We start from the raw sequence: 16805 nt of genomic DNA, 5'->3' as shown, positions 1-16805 counted from the left end.
ACACGGTCGCGAGTCGGCGAGACACGGCTGTGGGTCGCCTGTGACGTGGTGTGCCGTCAGGTGCGGTGTGGTCGGCGGAGCGCGGCGGTGAATCCCGTCCAGCTCTCGGGGGAGAAGAGCAGGGCGGGACCGGCCGGTTCCTTGGAGTCGCGTACGGCGAGCAGCCCGGCCCAGGGGCCGCGGTCCGGACGGGCGGTCTCGACGCAGTTGTTGGCTCCCGTGCTGTAGCTGCTGCGCAGCCACCGCAGCTGCGGGAGACAGTCGGGAGCAGGAACGGTATCGGTATCGGTATCGGTATCGGTACGGGAAGGTACGTTCCGCGGTACTGCGGACATGGTGCCTCCTTACGCGCCGCAGGCCATCGCGGCGATGTAATCCGATGATTCCCCGGGCGAAAGGGCGTGCGCCCGAAGGGCGTTGAAGGCCTGCGCATAGGCCTGGAGGTCTTCTTTCCGTTCGAGGTAGAGGCTACTCGTCAAGTGGTCGAGAACAACCACATCCAGATCAGAAGTGCGCGAAAATGAAAAGATAACGAAAGGGCCGGTTACCCCGATATGTGCACCCGCGGTGAACGGCAGCACCTGAAGGCTCACTTGCGGCATTCGGGAGGCCTCCACCAGCCGCAGCAGCTGGCGGACCATCACCTCGGGGCCGCCCACCTCGCGGCGCAGCACCGACTCGTCCAGCACCGCGCTCAGCTCCAGCGGCGGCTGCGCGCGCAGCACGTCCTGGCGGGCCAGCCGCACTTCCACCAGGGTGTCCAGCTGCTCCTCGTCGAGACCCTCGACCGCGGCGCCGGTCACCGCGCGGGCGTACTCGGGCGTCTGCAGCAGGCCCGGCACCACGGTCGTCTCCAGGGTGCGCATCGCGCCGGCCTGGGATTCCAGGCTGATGAAGTCCCGATAGGCGGGCGGCAGCACCCCGCGGTAGGCGTGCCACCAGTGGTCGCGGCCACCGCCGACCTCGGGGTCCGCCAATGCCAGCATCAGCTCCCGCAGTTGCGGATCGGTCACTCCATAGGCGTCGAGGAGTAACCGCACATCGGCCGGTTTCGATCCACTGGTACCGGTCTCGATACGGCTCACCTTGGACTGGTGCCACCCCACGAGCCGGGCCGCCTCCCCACTGGTGAGGCCCGCCTGGGCGCGTAAAGTGCGCAGTTCGGCGCCCAGCTTGCGGCGGCGCACCGCCGGTCCGTGCCGCACGGGCTTCTCCTCACTCCTGAAGGTCGGCCAAATACGCTCTGCCGTCGCAGAGTTCACCGCATCGGGCGACAGATATATGCACATCTTGGTGGATCGCCACCGTGACCGGCGTGGTGATGGCAGTCTGGCGAAGAAGCACCAGTCCGGGACCGTACTCGAACCATCCACACCCGTGTCGGGCTCCGGTCCCGTGGGAAAGGGACGACGTCGCCATGGCAGATCACCTGGAAGCAACCCTCACTCTGCCGAGCGATCCCGCCTCGGTCTCCACGGCCCGCGCCTTCGTGGCCGGCATCCTCGGCGAGTGGGGTCTGCCGGCGGACGCCGAGGCGGCCGACACCGTCCGTCTGATCGTCTCGGAACTCGCCACCAACGCCGTACAGCACACCTTCGGTCAGTCGCCCACCTTCACGGTGGACCTCGTTCTCGACCGCGACGAACAGCTGCGCATCGGCGTCACCGACAGCCACCCGCGCTTTCCGCAACGACTGCCGGCCGCCGTCCAGCAGGACAACGGCCGAGGCATGGTGATCGTTCGCTGGCTGACCGCGGAGGCCGGCGGCAGGCTCAGAGTGCGGCCCACCCGGGAGGGCGGCAAGACGGTCATCGTAGAGCTCCCGTGGACCGTCCCGGCGGTCGAGCCGGCCGCGGCCGCCGGTGTTCTGGCGGCTCCGGCGGAGGGTGGTGAGCTCCCGGGGCGGTGAAGGCGCGTCAGGACGCCGTGCACGCCCCGGGAGGCTCAGCGGGCCCCTGCGGGCCCGGAGGATCAGCGCACGGGCCTCAGCGGACCCGGCCGTACCAGACGCTCTTGGTCCAGATCTTCTGGAGCTTCACCACGTCGCCGGTCTTCGGCGAGTGCCAGATCTTGCCCTGACCGGCGTAGATCCCGACGTGGTACACGTTCCGCCCCGAGTGGAAGAACACCAGGTCGCCCGCCTTGCGGCTGGACGCCGAAATGTGCTTCGTCTTGTTGTACTGCTGGGCCGCCGTCCGCGGCAGGCTCTTGCCCGCCTTCTTGAACGAGTACTGCGTGAGCCCCGAACAGTCGAACCTCTTCGGTCCGGTCGCCCCGTACTTGTACGGCGCGCCCTTCTTGGAGGCGGCGATCTGCAGCGCCTTCGTCGCCGGTGTGGCGGCCGCGGCGTCGGAGGCGAGCCCCGGTACCACGACCGTGCCGCCCACGGCGGCGATGGCGAACGCCGAGGCCGTACCGGCCCGGGCCATGAGCGACGGGACACGATTGAGCGCAGTCATGCGCAACCCTTCGTCAGCCGCCTGTGAAGGATGACCTGTCGGATTCGGGCTGGCGAAGTTGCCCGGCCGCGTCAGCGGCTTCACCCCAAGGGCTGCTCGGCCCGGTCATGGCGTGACCGTTCCGGCGACCCGTCGTGCTTGGGTCCTCCACTCCTGCCGATGCACTCCTGTCGACCGGTCATCCGGGAGGCGGCAGGACTCGGCGTCCACCCGGATCGCCCCGCCGCTTGTGGCGGGGGCTTGTCGTCAGTCAGGGATCTTGGCTCACGGATGTCCGAAAATCCCAACGGAACCGAGGATTTGTGGGGTTACTCACCACTCACCCGTTCGGGTGAACACTCTGACGGACGATCAGGTGCCGGGGTATCTCAGGGCCTCCCACCAGCGGTGACGCCTCCTTTTCCGCTCGAGGAACGCCCTTTCGTGCAACCTGGGGGCGTCTGCGGGAGCAGTGGACGCTCTGCCGAACGGGGGTACGCCTTCTGGGTCGTTTCGGCTCCGGCCCGATCGTCACGTCCGAGCCGAGCCGTCCGGACCGGAGCCGAGCCAACGTCGAGCCGTCCGGACCGGAGCCGAGCCAACGTCGAGCCGTCCGGACCGGAGCCGAGCCAACGTCGAACCGTCCGGACCGGACCGGAGTCGAACTGTTGGGACCGACGCTGCCCCGGGTCAGCCGTCGGAGAGCGGGGGCAGCGTGACGCGCGCCGTGCGGCGCTCCCCGTCGAGGACGCGCAGCGCCCGCGCGAGCGTCGGCGCGTGCAACTCGCTCTCACCGCGCTGGTGCATCCGCGTCAGCGCGTCGCGCAGCGCGGTCGCCTTGCTCACCAGCGCCTGGGCGGCGCGCAGTCCGCGGTAGGTGTCACCGTGGTGGGCGGGGTTGATGCGGCCGAGCATGTCGACCACGTCGAGGTATCCGTCGATCAGCTCGGCCTCCGCGCGGGTCAGCGCGGGCAGCGGCGGCAGCTCGGGCACCATCGCGGCTCACCTCCCGTCCAGCGCGCCGGCGGAAGTCTCGCGGCTCGGGATGATCCCGTCCACCAGGCCGTACTCCAAGGCCTCCTGGGCGGTGAGGAACTTGTCCCGCTCGATGTCCGCGGTCACCTGCTCCGGCGTCCGCCCGGTGTGCCGGACCAGCATCTCCTCGAGGCTCGCGCGGGTGCGTGCCAGCTCCTCGGCCTGGATGGCCAGGTCGCTGGCCTGACCCTCGACGGGCTCGGGCAGCGACGGCTGGCGGATCGTCATCCGCGCCCCCGGCAGGGCGAACCGCTTGCCCGGCGTTCCCGCGGCCAGCAGGACCGCGGCCGACGAGCCCGCCTGCCCCAGGCAGGTCGTCGACACATCACAGGTGACGAACCGGATCGTGTCGTACAGGGCCGTCATCGCACTGAACGAACCGCCGGGGGAGTTGATGTACAGCGCGATGTCCCGGTCCGGCTCCTTGTGCTCGAGGTACATGAACTGGGCCATCACGTCGTTCGCCGAGATGTCGTCGACCGGGGCGCCCAGGAAGACGATGCGCTCCTCCAGCAGCTTCGCGTACGGATCCATCGTGCGATGTCCCGAGCTCGTCCGTTCGGTGAACTCGGGCAGGACATGGCGGGCGGACGGTCGATGCACGGGTGCCCCCTCCTTCTACGTCTGGCCTTCTACGTCTGGCACGTCCGAGGAAAATGTACAGGACGTACGTTACGACATCGAGAGAGAAGTGGGCACGGCTTTCGTCTCGGGGCCGGAAGGGCGGCAGTCGTGGCGAACGGCGAGGGGCCGGCGAGCGCTCGCCGGCCCCTCGCCGTTCATCCAGTGGGACACTGCACCCAACTGCCCCTCGGCGAGTGTGCGGCTCCAGGGGGCCGACCGGCCCTTTGCGCTGCCGCCCGCCTGGGAGCCCGTCGGTCGGCTGTGACCTCAGAGCCTCTGAACTGCGGTTTTGCGGACTCGGTGGACTCTCACGGAATCTCTGGACGGTCCGTAAGCTTGGGGCATGGCCTACGAGATTCCGGTGACGCAAGCCAGGGCTGAACTCGCCGACCTGATCAACCGCGTGGTGTACGGCGGTGAGCGCGTCGTCGTGACCCGGCACGGCAAACCCCTCGTCGCCCTCGTCTCCGCCGCCGACCTGGAACGACTGGACGAACTGGACCGTCCGGCCGAGGAACAGGTGGTCCGCTCCGTCTCCGCGGTGCGTGAGGTCGCCGCCGCGCCCCGCGAGCAGCAGCGGTACGGGATCACCGCTGAGCACCGGGGGCCCAACCCGTCGTAGCGCGCGCGACAGGGTCGTCAGCAGTTCGGGTCCGTCGGCGGTGACGACGACCGCGCCGTATACGGTCCGGTCCGCGAGCGCGGCACGGTCGCCGCCTCGTCGGCGTGGCGGTGTACGCGAAGGCGTCCCCGTGCTGACGGGTCGCGGGCCGGGCGAAGGTTCACAGGGCCAGGGCGGCGTAGGCGGGCACGAGCAGCACGACGGCGATCGGACGCCGGGATGATGCGGTCCGGCGTCCCCCGGACCACGTGGCCCGCACACCGATCGCCGCCGTCAGGGGTTTACTCGCCCGGCAGTCGCCGTTCGGCCCGGTCCCGTCGAGGTGCTCGATGACGGGCTGCGCGCGTTGTTGAGCGTGTCGCCCCCGCTGCCGCCGGCCTGAATGATCACAGCTTGGTTAACGTGCTCGAAATGCGGTCCAACTAGCCTGCCGGTCCATGCCACCAGGGGCGTTCCCCCGTGGCCGCGGCAACCCGGGCCCCGCACGGTCCGGAGCGAGGATGTGAGGTGGGACGTGCAACTGACCCCGCACGAGCAGGAGAGGCTGCTGATCCACGTGGCGGCCGACGTCGCCGAGAAGCGCCGGGCCCGCGGGCTCAAGCTCAACCACCCCGAAGCGGTCGCCCTCATCACCTCGCACATCCTCGAGGGCGCGCGGGACGGCCGTACGGTCGCCGAGCTGATGGCCTCCGGCCGCAAGCTGCTCGCCCGCGACGACGTCATGGAGGGCATCCCCGAGATGATCCACGACGTGCAGGTCGAGGCCACCTTCCCCGACGGCACCAAGCTCGTCACCGTCCACGACCCGATCGTCTGACGGGGGAGACCGCCATGATTCCCGGAGAGATCCTCTTCGCCGAGGGGCCGGTCGTGTACAACGAGGGCCGCGCGGTCACCCGGCTCACCGTGCTCAACGCCGCCGACCGGCCCGTCCAGGTCGGCTCCCACTACCACTTCGCCGAGGCCAACCCGGGCCTGGAGTTCGACCGCGCTGCAGCGCGCGGCAGGCGGCTGAACGTCGCCGCCGGCACCGCCGTGCGCTTCGAGCCCGGGATCCCCGTCGAGGTCGAACTCGTCCCCCTCGCCGGCGCCCGGATCGTGCCCGGACTGCGCGGGGAGACCGGAGGTGCCCTCGATGCCTGAGATCTCGCGTGCCGCGTACGCCGACCTGTTCGGCCCGACCACCGGCGACCGCATCCGGCTCGCCGACACGGACCTGCTGATCGAGATCGAGGAGGACCGCTGCGGCGGACCCGGACTCGCCGGAGACGAGGCGGTGTTCGGCGGCGGCAAGGTGATTCGTGAGTCCATGGGGCAGTCGCGGGCCACCCGCGCGGAGGGCACGCCCGACACCGTCGTCACGGGCGCGGTCGTCGTGGACCACTGGGGCGTGGTGAAGGCCGACGTCGGCATCCGCGACGGGCGGATCACCGGCATCGGCAAGGCCGGCAACCCCGACACGATGGACGGCGTCCACCCGGACCTCGTCATCGGCCCGGAGACCGAGGTGATCGCCGGCAACGGACGGATCCTGACGGCCGGCGCGGTCGACGCGCACGTCCACTTCATCTGCCCGCAGATCGCCGACGAGGCCCTCGCGTCGGGCGTCACCACGCTGGTCGGCGGCGGCACCGGACCGGCCGAGGGCTCCAAGGCGACCACCGTGACGCCCGGCCCGTGGCACCTCGCGCGCATGCTGGAGGCGATGGAGCAGTACCCGCTGAACATCGGCTTCCTCGGCAAGGGCAACACCGTCTCGCAGGAGGCGATGCTCTCGCAGATCCGCGGCGGGGCGCTGGGGCTGAAGCTGCACGAGGACTGGGGCTCGACCCCGGCCGTCATCGACGCCTCGCTGACCGTCGCCGACCGCACCGGTATCCAGGTCGCCATCCACACCGACACGCTCAACGAGGCCGGGTTCGTGGGCGACACACTGGCCGCGATCGCCGGCCGCGGCATCCACGCGTACCACACCGAGGGCGCGGGCGGCGGGCACGCGCCGGACATCATGACCGTCGTCTCCGAGCCGCACGTGCTGCCGAGCTCGACCAACCCGACGCGGCCGTACACGGTGAACACGGCCGAGGAGCACCTCGACATGCTGATGGTGTGTCACCACCTCAACCCGGCTGTCCCGGAGGACCTGGCGTTCGCCGAGTCGCGGATCCGGCCCTCGACGATCGGCGCCGAGGACGTCCTGCACGACCTCGGGGCGATCTCGATCATCTCCTCCGACGCGCAGGCCATGGGCCGGGTCGGCGAGGTGATCCTGCGGACCTGGCAGACCGCGCACGTGATGAAGCGGCGGCGCGGCGCGCTCCCCGGGGACGGGCGGGCGGACAACCACCGCGTCCGCCGGTACATCGCCAAGTACACGATCAACCCGGCCCTCGCGCAGGGGCTGGCCCGCGAGATCGGATCCGTGGAGAGCGGCAAGCTCGCCGACCTGGTGCTGTGGGAGCCGGCGTTCTTCGGCGTCAAGCCGCACCTCGTCATCAAGGGCGGACAGATCGCGTACGCCCAGATGGGCGACGCCAACGCTTCGATCCCGACGCCGCAGCCGATCCTGCCGCGTCCGATGTACGGGGCGATCGGCCGGGCGCCCGCCTCGAACTCCTTCAACTTCGTGGCGCCGCTGGCGATCGAGGACGGCCTGCCCGAACGTCTGCAACTGGGCAAGAGGTTCGTCGCCATCGACTCCACGCGCGGGGTGACCAAGGCGGACATGCGGGAGAACGACGCCCGGCCACGCGTCCGGGTCGACCCGGACAGCTTCGCCGTGCACATCGACGGGGAGCTCGTCGAGGCGACTCCGGCCGCCGAACTTCCCATGGCCCAGCGCTACTTCCTCTTCTGAGGACTGAGGACTGAGGACTGAGGGCTGAGGACTGTGGACCGAGGACGGAGGACGTCACCGTGACCCGAGCGGCACTGCTCGTCCTCGCCGACGGCCGCTTCCCCGCCGGAGGGCACGCGCACTCCGGCGGGGCGGAGGAGGCCGTCAAGGCGGGACGGATCACCGGCGCGGCGAGCCTCGAGGCGTTCTGCCGCGGCAGGCTGCACACGGCCGGACTCGTGGCGGCGGCGCTGGCCGCAGCGGCCGCTGCGGGGGCGGACCCCGCGCGGCTGGACGCCGCGGCGGACGCCCGCACCCCCTCCCCGGCGCTGCGGTTGGTCGCGCGCAGACTCGGCCGGCAGCTGATGCGGGCCGCCCGGGCAGCCTGGCCGAACGCCGAACTGGACGCGCTGGCAAGGGAGTTCCCCAAGGGTGCGCACCAGCCGGTGGTGCTGGGGCTGACGGCGCGGGCGGCCGGTCTGGGGGCGGCGGACGCGGCGTACTGCGCGGTCTACGAGAGTGTGAGCGGACCGGCCACCGCCGTGGTGCGGTTGCTGAGCCTCGACCCCTTCCAGGCGACCGCCGTACTGGCCCGGCTGGCGCCGGAGCTGGACCAGGTGGTCGACCGGGCCGTGTCCTGCGGGACGGCGGTGCAGGCGGAGGGCGTCGACGCGCTGCCCTCCGCGTCCGCGCCGCTGCTGGAGATCGGCGCGGAGGCGCATGCGGGCTGGCCCGTGCGGCTGTTCGCCTCCTAGGTTTCTCGCCCCCGCCGCCCCTTCCCGTCCCGGGAGCTGCCGCCCCCGTACCCCCCGCTTCGGCCCTGAACGGGCCTTGTCATCAAACGCCGGCCGGGCTGTGATGCCCGGCTCGGCCGAAGGGAGCTGTTGTGCATCTTGATCACATCCATGAGGGTCCCGCCGCCGTCGGTGCCGACGCCCAGCGGCCCGACGGGTCGCGGCGGGCGCTGCGCGTCGGGCTCGGCGGGCCCGTCGGGTCCGGCAAGACCGCCACCGTCGCGGCGCTGTGCCGGGCCTTGCGCGACGAACTGTCCCTGGCCGTCGTCACCAACGACATCTACACCCGGGAGGACGCCGAGTTCCTGCTGCGGGAGGCCGTGCTGCCGCCCGAGCGGATCACGGCCGTCGAGACGGGCGCCTGCCCGCACACCGCGATCCGGGACGACATCTCCGCCAACCTCGAAGCCGTGGAGGACCTGGAGGACGCCGTGGGGCCGCTGGACCTCATCCTGGTCGAATCGGGCGGGGACAACCTCACCGCCACCTTCTCCAAGGGGCTGGTGGACGCCCAGATCTTCGTCATCGACGTGGCGGGCGGGGACGACATCCCGCGCAAGGGCGGCCCGGGCGTCACCACCGCCGATCTGCTCGTCGTCAACAAGACCGACCTCGCGCCGTACGTCGGCTCCGACCTCGCCCGCATGGCCGCCGACGCGAAGGCGCAACGGGCCGAACTGCCCGTCGTTTTCCAGTCCCTGCGCGCCGGGAGCGGCGTCGCGGACGTCGCAGCCTGGGTGCGTTCGCAGCTCGCCGCCTGGACGGCGTGACATGAGCCGGGTGTGCGCCACCGCACGGATCAGGGCGAGCGCCGACGGGCGCGGGGGCACCTGCCTGCCCGTGCTGGAGAGCGACGGACCGCTCGCCCTGCGGCGCACCCGGGCCGTCGGCGACGAGGCGCGCGTCCTGCTCGTCGGGGCGATGAGCGGGCCCCTCGGCGGTGACCGGTTCGCTGTGGAGGCGGACGTCGGCGGCGGAGCCCGGCTGCGGGTCGGCTCGGCCGCCGCCACCATCGCCCTGCCCGGCCAGACGAAGGACGAAGCCCGGTACGACGTCCGGCTCACCGTCGCCGACGGCGGCGAACTGCACTGGCTGCCCGAGCAGTTGATCTCGGCGGGCGGCAGCGACCTGTCCGTCTCCACGCGCGTCGACCTCGGCGCCGACGCCCGCCTGGTGCTGCGCGAGGAGCAGGTGCTGGGGCGGGTGGGGGAGGAGCCGGGCAGGCTGACCAGCAGACTGGTCGTCAAGGTCGCCGGCCGGGCCGTCCTCGATCAGGAACTGGCCTGCGGACCGGGCGCGCCCGGCGGCTGGGACGGCCCCGCCGTTCTCGCCGGTCACCGGGCCGTCGGACAACTCATCGTCGTACTGCCGGAGTTCGCTCAGCGGCCGACGGCGGCCCGGGCGGTCGGCGAACACGCCCGCGTGATGCCGTTGGCCGGTCCCGCCGCGCTCGTCACGGCCCTCGCGCCCGACGCGCTGCGGCTGCGCCGCGCACTGGACGAGGCCCTCGCCGACCTGGACATCCGGTGAACGGTACCTTCCTCTCCGGTTATCGGATTGGCAAAGAAGGTCAACGACACCTTTTCTCAGACGCCTCACAGCAGCGAGGATCCACCCTGCCGCCATAACCAGGTAGGGGGAGTTCCCACTTGAAGGACATACGACCGAACAAGCGCGTCGCCGCGCTGGGCTCGGCGGGCATACTCGTCACCGCGACTCTGCTCGCCGGCGCGGTCACCGCGCCCACCGCGAGCGCGACCAGCAGTCGTCCGGGACAAGACCGTGAGGCGCGGGGCGCGGCGATCGCCGCCGAGCGCGCCGCGAAGGCCGGCATCGACTGGCAGGACTGCCCGGCCGACTGGGGCCTGGAGAAGCCGATCAAGTGCGGCTGGGTCACCGTTCCGGTCGACTACGCCAAGCCGAACGGCAGGCAGATCAAGCTCGCCGTCGACCGCATCGGCAACACGGGCACGGCTCAGGAGCGTCAGGGGGCGCTCGTCTACAACCCCGGCGGTCCCGGCGGCTCCGGCCTGCGCTTCCCGCGTCGCGTCACCACCAAGGCGCCCGTCTGGGCCAACGTGGCCAAGGCCTACGACTTCGTCGGCTTCGACCCGCGCGGCGTGGGCCACTCCGCGCCCATCTCCTGCATGGACCCGCAGGAGTTCGTCAAGGCGCCCAAGGCCGACCCGGTCCCGGACACCACGGCCGACAAGTACGCCCAGCGGGGGCTCGCCCGTGAGTACGCGCAGGGCTGCGCCGAGCGCACCGGCAAGGCGATGCTCCAGCAGATGACCACGCCGAACACCGTGCGCGACCTGGACGTCATCCGCGCCGCCCTCGGCGAGCGGGGGCTCAACTTCCTCGGCGTCTCGTACGGCACCTACCTCGGCGCCGTGTACGGCACCATGTTCCCGGGCCACCTGCGTCGCATGGTCGTCGACAGCGTGGTCAACCCCTCCCGCGAGAAGGTCTGGTACCAGGCCAACCTCGACCAGGACGTCGCCTTCGAGGGCCGCTGGAAGGACTGGCAGGACTGGGTCGCCGCCAACGACGCGACCTTCCACCTGGGCACGACCCGCGCCGCCGTCCAGGCGAAGTGGCTCCAGCTGCGCGCCACCGCGAAGAAGAACCCCATCGGCGGCGTCGTAGGCCCGGCCGAGCTGATCTCCTTCTTCCAGAGCGCCCCGTACTACGACTCCTCGTGGGTGCCGGTCGCCACCGTCTTCAGCGCCTACTTCGCCGGGGACACCAAGGCCCTGGTCGACGCGGCCTCGCCCGACCTGACGGACACCGCCGGCAACATCTCCTCGGAGAACGGCAACGCCGTCTACACGGCCGTCGAGTGCACCGACGCCAAGTGGCCCACCAGCTGGAAGAAGTGGGACCGGGACAACACGGCGCTGCACAAGAGCCACCCGTTCATGACGTGGGCCAACGCCTGGATGAACCTGCCCTGCGCCACCTGGCCGGTCAAGCAGCAGACTCCGGTGCACGTCACCACGCACAAGGGGCTGCCGCAGGTGCTGATCGTCCAGTCCACGAACGACGCGGCCACCCCGTACGCGGGCGCCGTGGAACTGCACAAGCGTTTCCAGGGCTCCCGCCTGATCACCGAGAAGGGCGCGGGCTCCCACGGTGTCACCAGCCTGGTGAACACCTGCATCAACAGCCGGGTCGACGCCTACCTCCTCACCGGCAAGCTGGACCGGTCGGACGTGACCTGCGCACCGCACGCCACGCCCAAGCCGTAGGACTCGAGCGGTAGGGCACCGCCCGTAGGGCGACGAGGGGCGGCCGGATCGATCCGGCCGCCCCTCGTCGCCCTCAACGATACTGACGTACCGTCATCTCGAGGGCAGCCGGGGGAACTTGCGCCCCTTCCCCGACTTCTCCGTCTCCGCCTTCGCGGCGACCTCCTCCGCCTTGGCGACGGCCGCGTACTGGTCGACGTACTCCTGCTCGGACAGCGAGAGGATGGCGTACATGATCTCGTCGGTGATCGCGCGCAGCACCGCCTTCTCGTGCTCCATGCCGAGGTAGCGGGAGAAGTCGAGGGGCTTGCCGAAGCGGATCACGACCGGGTGCAGGGTCGGGACGACCTTGCCCGGCGGCTGCGCCTCGAAGGTGCCGATCATCGCGCAGGGGATCACCGGCACCTGCGCCCGCAGGGCCATCACGGCGACGCCGACCTTGCCCTTGTAGAGCCGTCCGTCGTGCGAGCGGGTGCCCTCCGGGTAGATGCCCAGCAGCTCGTCCTTGCTCAGCACGCCCAGGCCCTCGCGGATCGCGGCCTGGCCGGCCTCCTTGCCGGAACGGTCCACCGGGATCTGGCCCGCGCTGCGGAAGAAGGCCGCGGTCAGCCGGCCCTTGAGGCCCGGCCCCGTGAAGTACTCGGCCTTCGCGAGGAACGTGATGCGCCGCTTGAGGATCGCGGGCATCAGGAAGTGGTCGGAGAACGACAGGTGGTTTCCAGCGATGATCGCCGCTCCCGAGTCCGGCACATGCTCCAGACCCTCTATTCGAGGGCGGAAGAGCAGTCTCAGCAGCGGCCCCAACACCACATACTTCAGGAGGTAGTAGAACAAAGGGTGTCGCTCCTCGTGTCCGGCGGGTCGGCTCGGGGCCGTGTTCCAGCAGGTCAACCGGCATGGTGTGGGGTGTCAGTGTAGGGGTAGGCGGCAACGGCCGGAACCGGGCCGGCGCAGCTCCCGTTCCCCCTGCCCTCTCGCCCCCGTCACAGCCGTACGACGACCAAGGCCGTGTCGTCGGTGGCGCCGCCGGGCGGCAGGAGCTCCCACAGCACCGCGTCGGCGAGGCTCTCGGGGTCGGCTTTCCGGTGCCGGGCCAGCGCGTCCGCGAGACGGTTCAGTCCCGTGTCGATGTCCTCCCGCCGTCGCTCGATGAGACCGTCCGTGTACAGGGCCAGGGTGGCGCCGTCGTCGTACGTGGTGCGCGCCTCGGGTCGCGGGGCCGGGTCGGGCCGGGCGTCCAGCGGGGGGTCCGTCGCCCGGTCGAGGAACTCCACCCGCCCGTCGGCGTGCACGAGCACCGGCGGCGGATGCCCGGCGCTGCTGTAGGTGATCGTGTGATGGTCGAAGTCGATGAACGTGGTGACCGCGGTGGCCGACTCGGCCCCGTCCACGACGTGCGCGTACCGTCCGAGGACGTTCAGTGCCTCGCCCGGCCCCTGGGCCACCCGGGAGGCCGCGCTCAGGGCGCTGCGCAGCTGGCCCATCACCCCGGCGGCCTCCAGACCGTGTCCGACGACGTCGCCGACCGAGACCCCGATGCGGTTGCCGCCGACCAGGTCGACCAGGTCGTACCAGTCCCCGCACACGTTGAGCGCGCCGACCGCCGGCCGGTAGCGCACCGCGGCCCGGTGGTGCCCGACCTGCATGCGCGGCGGCAGCATCGCCTCCTGGAGGGCGAGGGCCACCTCGCGCTCGCGTGCGTGGGCAAGCCGCAGCCGTTCGTTGAGCTCCTGCAGCTCACGGGCGCGGGTGTACAGCTCGGCCTCCAGCACCCGGCCCCGGCTGCCGACCCGCCCGTCGTCCGCGGCCGTCCCGCGCCCGCCGCGCGCCCGAATCAGCTCGGTGACCTCCTCGACGCGGTGCACCAGCAGCACCACCGACCCGTCCGGCCCGTACACCGGGGCGTTGACCGGGCTCCAGTAGCGCTCCTCCCACTCGCCGGGCCGGTCGGCCGACTCCACGTCGTAGCGCTGCAGAGCCATGGTGTCCCGCTCGCCGGTGGCCAGCACCCGGCGCAGCGACGCCTCCAGGTTGCGCATGCCGTTCGCGCCGGGCTCCTCGGGGTTGTCGGGGAAGACGTCGAAGAGGTGCCGGCCGACCATCTGCTCGCGCTTGCGGCCGGCCACCCGCAGGAACTCCTCGTTGGCGTCCGCGTACACCAACCCGGGCGTGAGCAGCGCCACCATGCCCGGCAGGGCCTGGAAGACCGCCGCGTAGTCGATCGCCGTGTCGTTCATGGCTCGCGCCCTATCTGCCGGTATTGCGCCAGTTTCTCACGTGATGCGATGAATGTTCCCCATCGCTCACGCGCCGGCGTCGGTGAGTGACTGCTCCGCCCAGATGACCTTCCCCTCGGGGAGGAAGCGGGTGCCCCACCGCTGGGTGACCTGGGAGACCAGCAGCAGCCCCCGGCCGCCCTCGTCGGTGGCCCTCGGATGGCGCAGATGGGGTGCGGTGGCGCCGCCGTCGAAGACCGCGCAGAACAGGGTGCGCTCGCGGATCAGCCGGAGCCTGATCGGCCCCGTGGCGTACCGGATCGCGTTCGTGACCAGCTCGCTGACGACGAGCTCGGTGGTGAACGACAGCTCCGTGAGCCCCCACTCCGCCAGTCGGCGGCTCGCGGTCTTGCGGGCCTCGGCGACGGCTGCCGGGTCCGCGGGCAGCTCCCAGTCGGCCACCTGGCCGGCCGGCAGCCGGCGGGTGCGGGCCATCAGCAGGGCCACGTCGTCGTACGGACGGGCCGGGACGAGGGTGTCGATCACCGTCCGGCAGCGCAGGTCGAGGGCGGCGGCCGGCTGCTCCAGGGCCTGCCGCAGCCGCTCCCGGCTGGTGTCCGGCGCCCCCCGCTCGCCGTCGGCCAGCAGACCGTCCGTGTGCAGCGCGAGCGTGCTGCCCTCCGGCAGGACCAGCTCGGCCGACTCGAACGGCGGGCCGCCCACACCGAGCGCGGGCCCCCGGGGCAGATCTACGAAGTCGACGGTCCCGTCGGGCAGCACGACGGCCGGCGCGGGGTGCCCGGCGGCGGCCATCACGCAACTCCCGTCGACCGGGTCGTACACGACGTACACGCACGCCGAGCCCGCCACCCGCCTGCCGTCGGACCGGGGCCGGGCGTCCGCCGCGACGCGCGCCCCGTCGTTGTCGTCCGCCTCCTCGTCCTCCTCCTCGTCCATACGGGTGACCAGGTCGTCGAGGTGCGCGAGGATCTCCGCGGGCGGCAGGTCCAGCGCGGCCAGGGTGCGTACCGCGGTCCGCACCCGCCCCATGGCGGCCGCGGCGTCGATGCCGTGCCCGGGCACCTCGCCGACGACGAGCGCCACCCGGGCCCCCGACAGCGGGATCAGGTCGTACCAGTCCCCGCCGAGGCCGGTCAGCTCGTCGGCCGGCCGGTAGTCGGCGGCCACCTCGACGGCGTCCTGCGCGGGCAGCCGGCGGGGCAGCAGGTTGCGCTGGAGGACCAGGGCCGCGCCCCGTTCGCGGGTGTAGCGCCGGGCGTTGTCCACGCAGACGGCCGCCCGCGAGACGAGGTCCTCGGCGAGCGCCAGATCGTCCTCGTCGAAGGGCTCGCGCGGGTCGTGCCGCAGGAACGTCGTGACGCCCAGCACGGTGCCCCGCGCCCGCACCGGCACGATCAGGACACTGGCCGGCCCGGCCCCGACAGGCAGCACGGCGCCCCACCCCCCGGCACCTGCACCCACCCCGCCCGGCTCCCGCGGACCGTCCGGCTCCCGCGGACCGTCCGGCTCCCGCGGACCGTCCGGCTCCTGTGGGTCGCCGGTGTCCCGGAGATCGCCGTGCGCCCGGGGACCGCCGGTGTGCTGGGGACCGCCAGGGCCGCCCGGCTCCCGGGGGCCGCCCGGTGCCCGGGGGCCGCCCGGGTCCTGCGGGTTGCTCAAATCCTGCGGGGCGCCCGGGCCGCCCGGGTCGCCCGGGGCGACCGGGTTCCGGGGACTGCCGGTCCCCCGAGGGTCGTCGGGGTCCCAGGGCTCGCCAGGGGCCTGGGGGTTGCTCAGGTCTTGCGGGTCGCCCGGGCCGCGGGCTTCTCGCAGGCTGTTCGGGTCGAGTCGGGCCGCTCGCCAGGGCTGCCCTTCGGTCAGGCAGCGTGCCGGCGGCGAACCCGCCGGGTAGACGACCGCGGTGACCCCGGCCGGGCCGCCGGACCCGTCGGCGTCCGCGGGCGTGTCGGGGTCGCCGGCCCGCCGCCGCCCCGCCCTGCGCAACGACACGGAGTCGTCGGGGCCGCCCGTCGCCCGGGCGGGCGCGGGCTCCGCGCCCCGCAGCACCGGTTCGAGCAGGTCCACGGTGACGACGTCGGCGAAGTCCGGCACCGCCACATCCGCCAGCTCCTGCGCCGTCCGGGTGATGTCGAGGCTGCGGCCGATGCGGCGGCCGGCCCGGTCGAGCAGGGCGAGCCGTTGCCGGGCGCGGTGCCGCTCGGTCATGTCCACGACCGTGTAGTAGACGCCCATGGGGCCGCCCCGCTCGTCCTCCAGCCGGGTGAACGACAGCATGTGCGCCGTCTCCCGGTGCGGAGCCGCCTGCACCCTGCCCACCAGCTCGTAGCCGATGACCGGCTCCCCGGACTCCAGCACCCGGCGCATCTGCGCCTCGATCGACGCCGAGTCCAGGCCCGGCTGCACATCCGCGAGCCGCAGCCCCAGCCGGTGCTCGGGCGGGCCGCCGCCGAACCTCGCCAGGGCCGCGTTCGACCACACGAAACGCAGATCGGTGTTGACGATCGCTATGCCGATCGGGGAGTCGCCGACCATCTGCTCCAGCACCGAGCGGCTCATGTTCCAGCCCGGGGCGTCGGACATCTCGTTGAGCAGCGCCAGCCAGCGCGCGGGTCCGCCCGGCTCGTGGGCGGAGGTCACGCGCGCCATGACGGGCACCGGCCGTCCGTCCCTGCGGCGGGCCGACAGCAGCCCCGCCCAGCCGCCGTCCTCGCGGCACCGCGCGAGGACGTCCCCCACCCGTCCGGCGTCCGCGTGGGTGAGCAGTGCGGCCAGGTTCCTGCCCACGGCCTCGGCGGCCGGGTACCCCAGCAGCCGCTCGGCGTCCCTGGTCCAGCTCGCCACCACGCCCCGCTCGTCGAGCAGCAGGGGCGCGGTGTCCGCCACGTCGAACCGCCGGCGGGCTACGTCGTCCTCGTCCTCAGTGCCCACGGCCGGCCTCTCTGTCGCTGAGAGTGGTCTACCACCTTCC

17 protein-coding genes and 1 riboswitch are annotated in these 16805 nt (G+C 72.1%); of the genes, 9 read left to right on the top strand and 8 right to left on the bottom strand.

Translation table 11 applies throughout. The annotated features are described in order from the left end of the window. Window positions 1-56 precede the first annotated feature (56 nt). Together QA802_RS06065 and QA802_RS06060 are read right to left on the bottom strand one after the other, a co-directional pair. Window positions 57-335 (bottom strand): DUF397 domain-containing protein, encoded by a 279-nt coding sequence (locus QA802_RS06065; RefSeq protein ID WP_334518710.1) that lies wholly within the window; start codon window positions 333-335, stop codon window positions 57-59. Window positions 336-344: 9 nt separating this feature from the next. Next, on the bottom strand, window positions 345-1205 hold the full coding sequence (locus QA802_RS06060; protein ID WP_334518708.1) for a helix-turn-helix domain-containing protein: 861 nt from the start codon (window positions 1203-1205) through the stop codon (window positions 345-347). Window positions 1206-1417: 212 nt separating this feature from the next. On the opposite strand from QA802_RS06060, the gene QA802_RS06055 reads away from it, so the two are divergent. Next, window positions 1418-1909: an ATP-binding protein gene (locus QA802_RS06055; protein ID WP_334518707.1), complete on the top strand. Its 492-nt coding sequence runs from the start codon at window positions 1418-1420 to the stop codon at window positions 1907-1909. 76 nt (window positions 1910-1985) lie between these two features. Here QA802_RS06055 and QA802_RS06050 read toward each other — a convergent pair whose 3' ends face one another. The 3 genes from QA802_RS06050 to QA802_RS06040 form a co-directional block, all read right to left on the bottom strand. Next, window positions 1986-2459 (bottom strand): C40 family peptidase, encoded by a 474-nt coding sequence (locus tag QA802_RS06050; RefSeq protein WP_319167274.1) that lies wholly within the window; start codon window positions 2457-2459, stop codon window positions 1986-1988. A gap of 3 nt (window positions 2460-2462) precedes the next feature. Then, a riboswitch (cyclic di-AMP (ydaO/yuaA leader) is annotated at window positions 2463-2633 on the bottom strand. A 495-nt stretch (window positions 2634-3128) separates the two neighbouring features. Then, window positions 3129-3434: a hypothetical protein gene (locus tag QA802_RS06045; protein WP_334518705.1), complete on the bottom strand. Its 306-nt coding sequence runs from the start codon at window positions 3432-3434 to the stop codon at window positions 3129-3131. A gap of 6 nt (window positions 3435-3440) precedes the next feature. After that, a complete protein-coding gene (locus QA802_RS06040) occupies window positions 3441-4076 on the bottom strand; it encodes an ATP-dependent Clp protease proteolytic subunit (protein ID WP_334518703.1) in 636 nt (211 codons plus the stop codon). Between the two features lie 364 nt (window positions 4077-4440). On the opposite strand from QA802_RS06040, the gene QA802_RS06035 reads away from it, so the two are divergent. The 8 genes from QA802_RS06035 (at window position 4441) to QA802_RS06000 (ending at window position 11600) form a co-directional block, all read left to right on the top strand. Continuing rightward, a complete protein-coding gene (locus QA802_RS06035) occupies window positions 4441-4719 on the top strand; it encodes a type II toxin-antitoxin system Phd/YefM family antitoxin (protein WP_319167268.1) in 279 nt (92 codons plus the stop codon). 514 nt (window positions 4720-5233) lie between these two features. Next, entirely contained in the window at window positions 5234-5536 is a 303-nt protein-coding gene (locus QA802_RS06030; protein ID WP_319167266.1) for an urease subunit gamma, read from the top strand. A gap of 14 nt (window positions 5537-5550) precedes the next feature. Beyond that, on the top strand, window positions 5551-5862 hold the full coding sequence (locus QA802_RS06025; RefSeq protein ID WP_334518701.1) for an urease subunit beta: 312 nt from the start codon (window positions 5551-5553) through the stop codon (window positions 5860-5862). Further along, window positions 5855-7576 (top strand): urease subunit alpha, encoded by a 1722-nt coding sequence (locus QA802_RS06020; RefSeq protein WP_319167262.1) that lies wholly within the window; start codon window positions 5855-5857, stop codon window positions 7574-7576. The genes QA802_RS06025 and QA802_RS06020 overlap by 8 nt, the downstream gene beginning before the upstream one ends. 59 nt (window positions 7577-7635) lie before the next feature. After that, on the top strand, window positions 7636-8310 hold the full coding sequence (locus tag QA802_RS06015) for an urease accessory protein UreF (RefSeq protein ID WP_334518699.1): 675 nt from the start codon (window positions 7636-7638) through the stop codon (window positions 8308-8310). A gap of 131 nt (window positions 8311-8441) precedes the next feature. Beyond that, window positions 8442-9119 carry an urease accessory protein UreG gene (gene ureG / locus QA802_RS06010; RefSeq protein WP_334518697.1) on the top strand — a complete coding sequence of 226 codons (678 nt, stop codon included), beginning with the start codon at window positions 8442-8444 and terminating at the stop codon, window positions 9117-9119. A gap of 1 nt (window position 9120) precedes the next feature. After that, window positions 9121-9879 carry an urease accessory protein UreD gene (locus tag QA802_RS06005; RefSeq protein WP_334518695.1) on the top strand — a complete coding sequence of 253 codons (759 nt, stop codon included), beginning with the start codon at window positions 9121-9123 and terminating at the stop codon, window positions 9877-9879. 119 nt (window positions 9880-9998) lie between these two features. After that, entirely contained in the window at window positions 9999-11600 is a 1602-nt protein-coding gene (locus QA802_RS06000) for an alpha/beta hydrolase (protein WP_334518693.1), read from the top strand. Window positions 11601-11693: 93 nt separating this feature from the next. On the opposite strand, the gene QA802_RS05995 is transcribed toward QA802_RS06000, so the two are convergent. The 3 genes from QA802_RS05995 to QA802_RS05985 form a co-directional block, all read right to left on the bottom strand. After that, on the bottom strand, window positions 11694-12434 hold the full coding sequence (locus QA802_RS05995) for a lysophospholipid acyltransferase family protein (protein WP_334518691.1): 741 nt from the start codon (window positions 12432-12434) through the stop codon (window positions 11694-11696). Window positions 12435-12583: 149 nt separating this feature from the next. Next, complete coding sequence (locus QA802_RS05990; RefSeq protein ID WP_334518689.1) at window positions 12584-13837, bottom strand: PP2C family protein-serine/threonine phosphatase; 1254 nt, start codon at window positions 13835-13837, stop codon at window positions 12584-12586. A 66-nt stretch (window positions 13838-13903) separates the two neighbouring features. Further along, window positions 13904-16765, bottom strand: a complete 2862-nt coding sequence (locus QA802_RS05985) for a SpoIIE family protein phosphatase (protein ID WP_334518687.1) — start codon at window positions 16763-16765, stop codon at window positions 13904-13906. Window positions 16766-16805: the final 40 nt, after the last annotated feature.

The sequence above is a fragment of the Streptomyces sp. B21-105 genome (genome assembly GCF_036898465.1).
Lineage (GTDB): Bacteria > Actinomycetota > Actinomycetes > Streptomycetales > Streptomycetaceae > Streptomyces.
The sequence above is the reverse complement of the archived record's forward strand: the minus strand, read 5'-3'. Positions and strand labels throughout refer to the sequence as shown.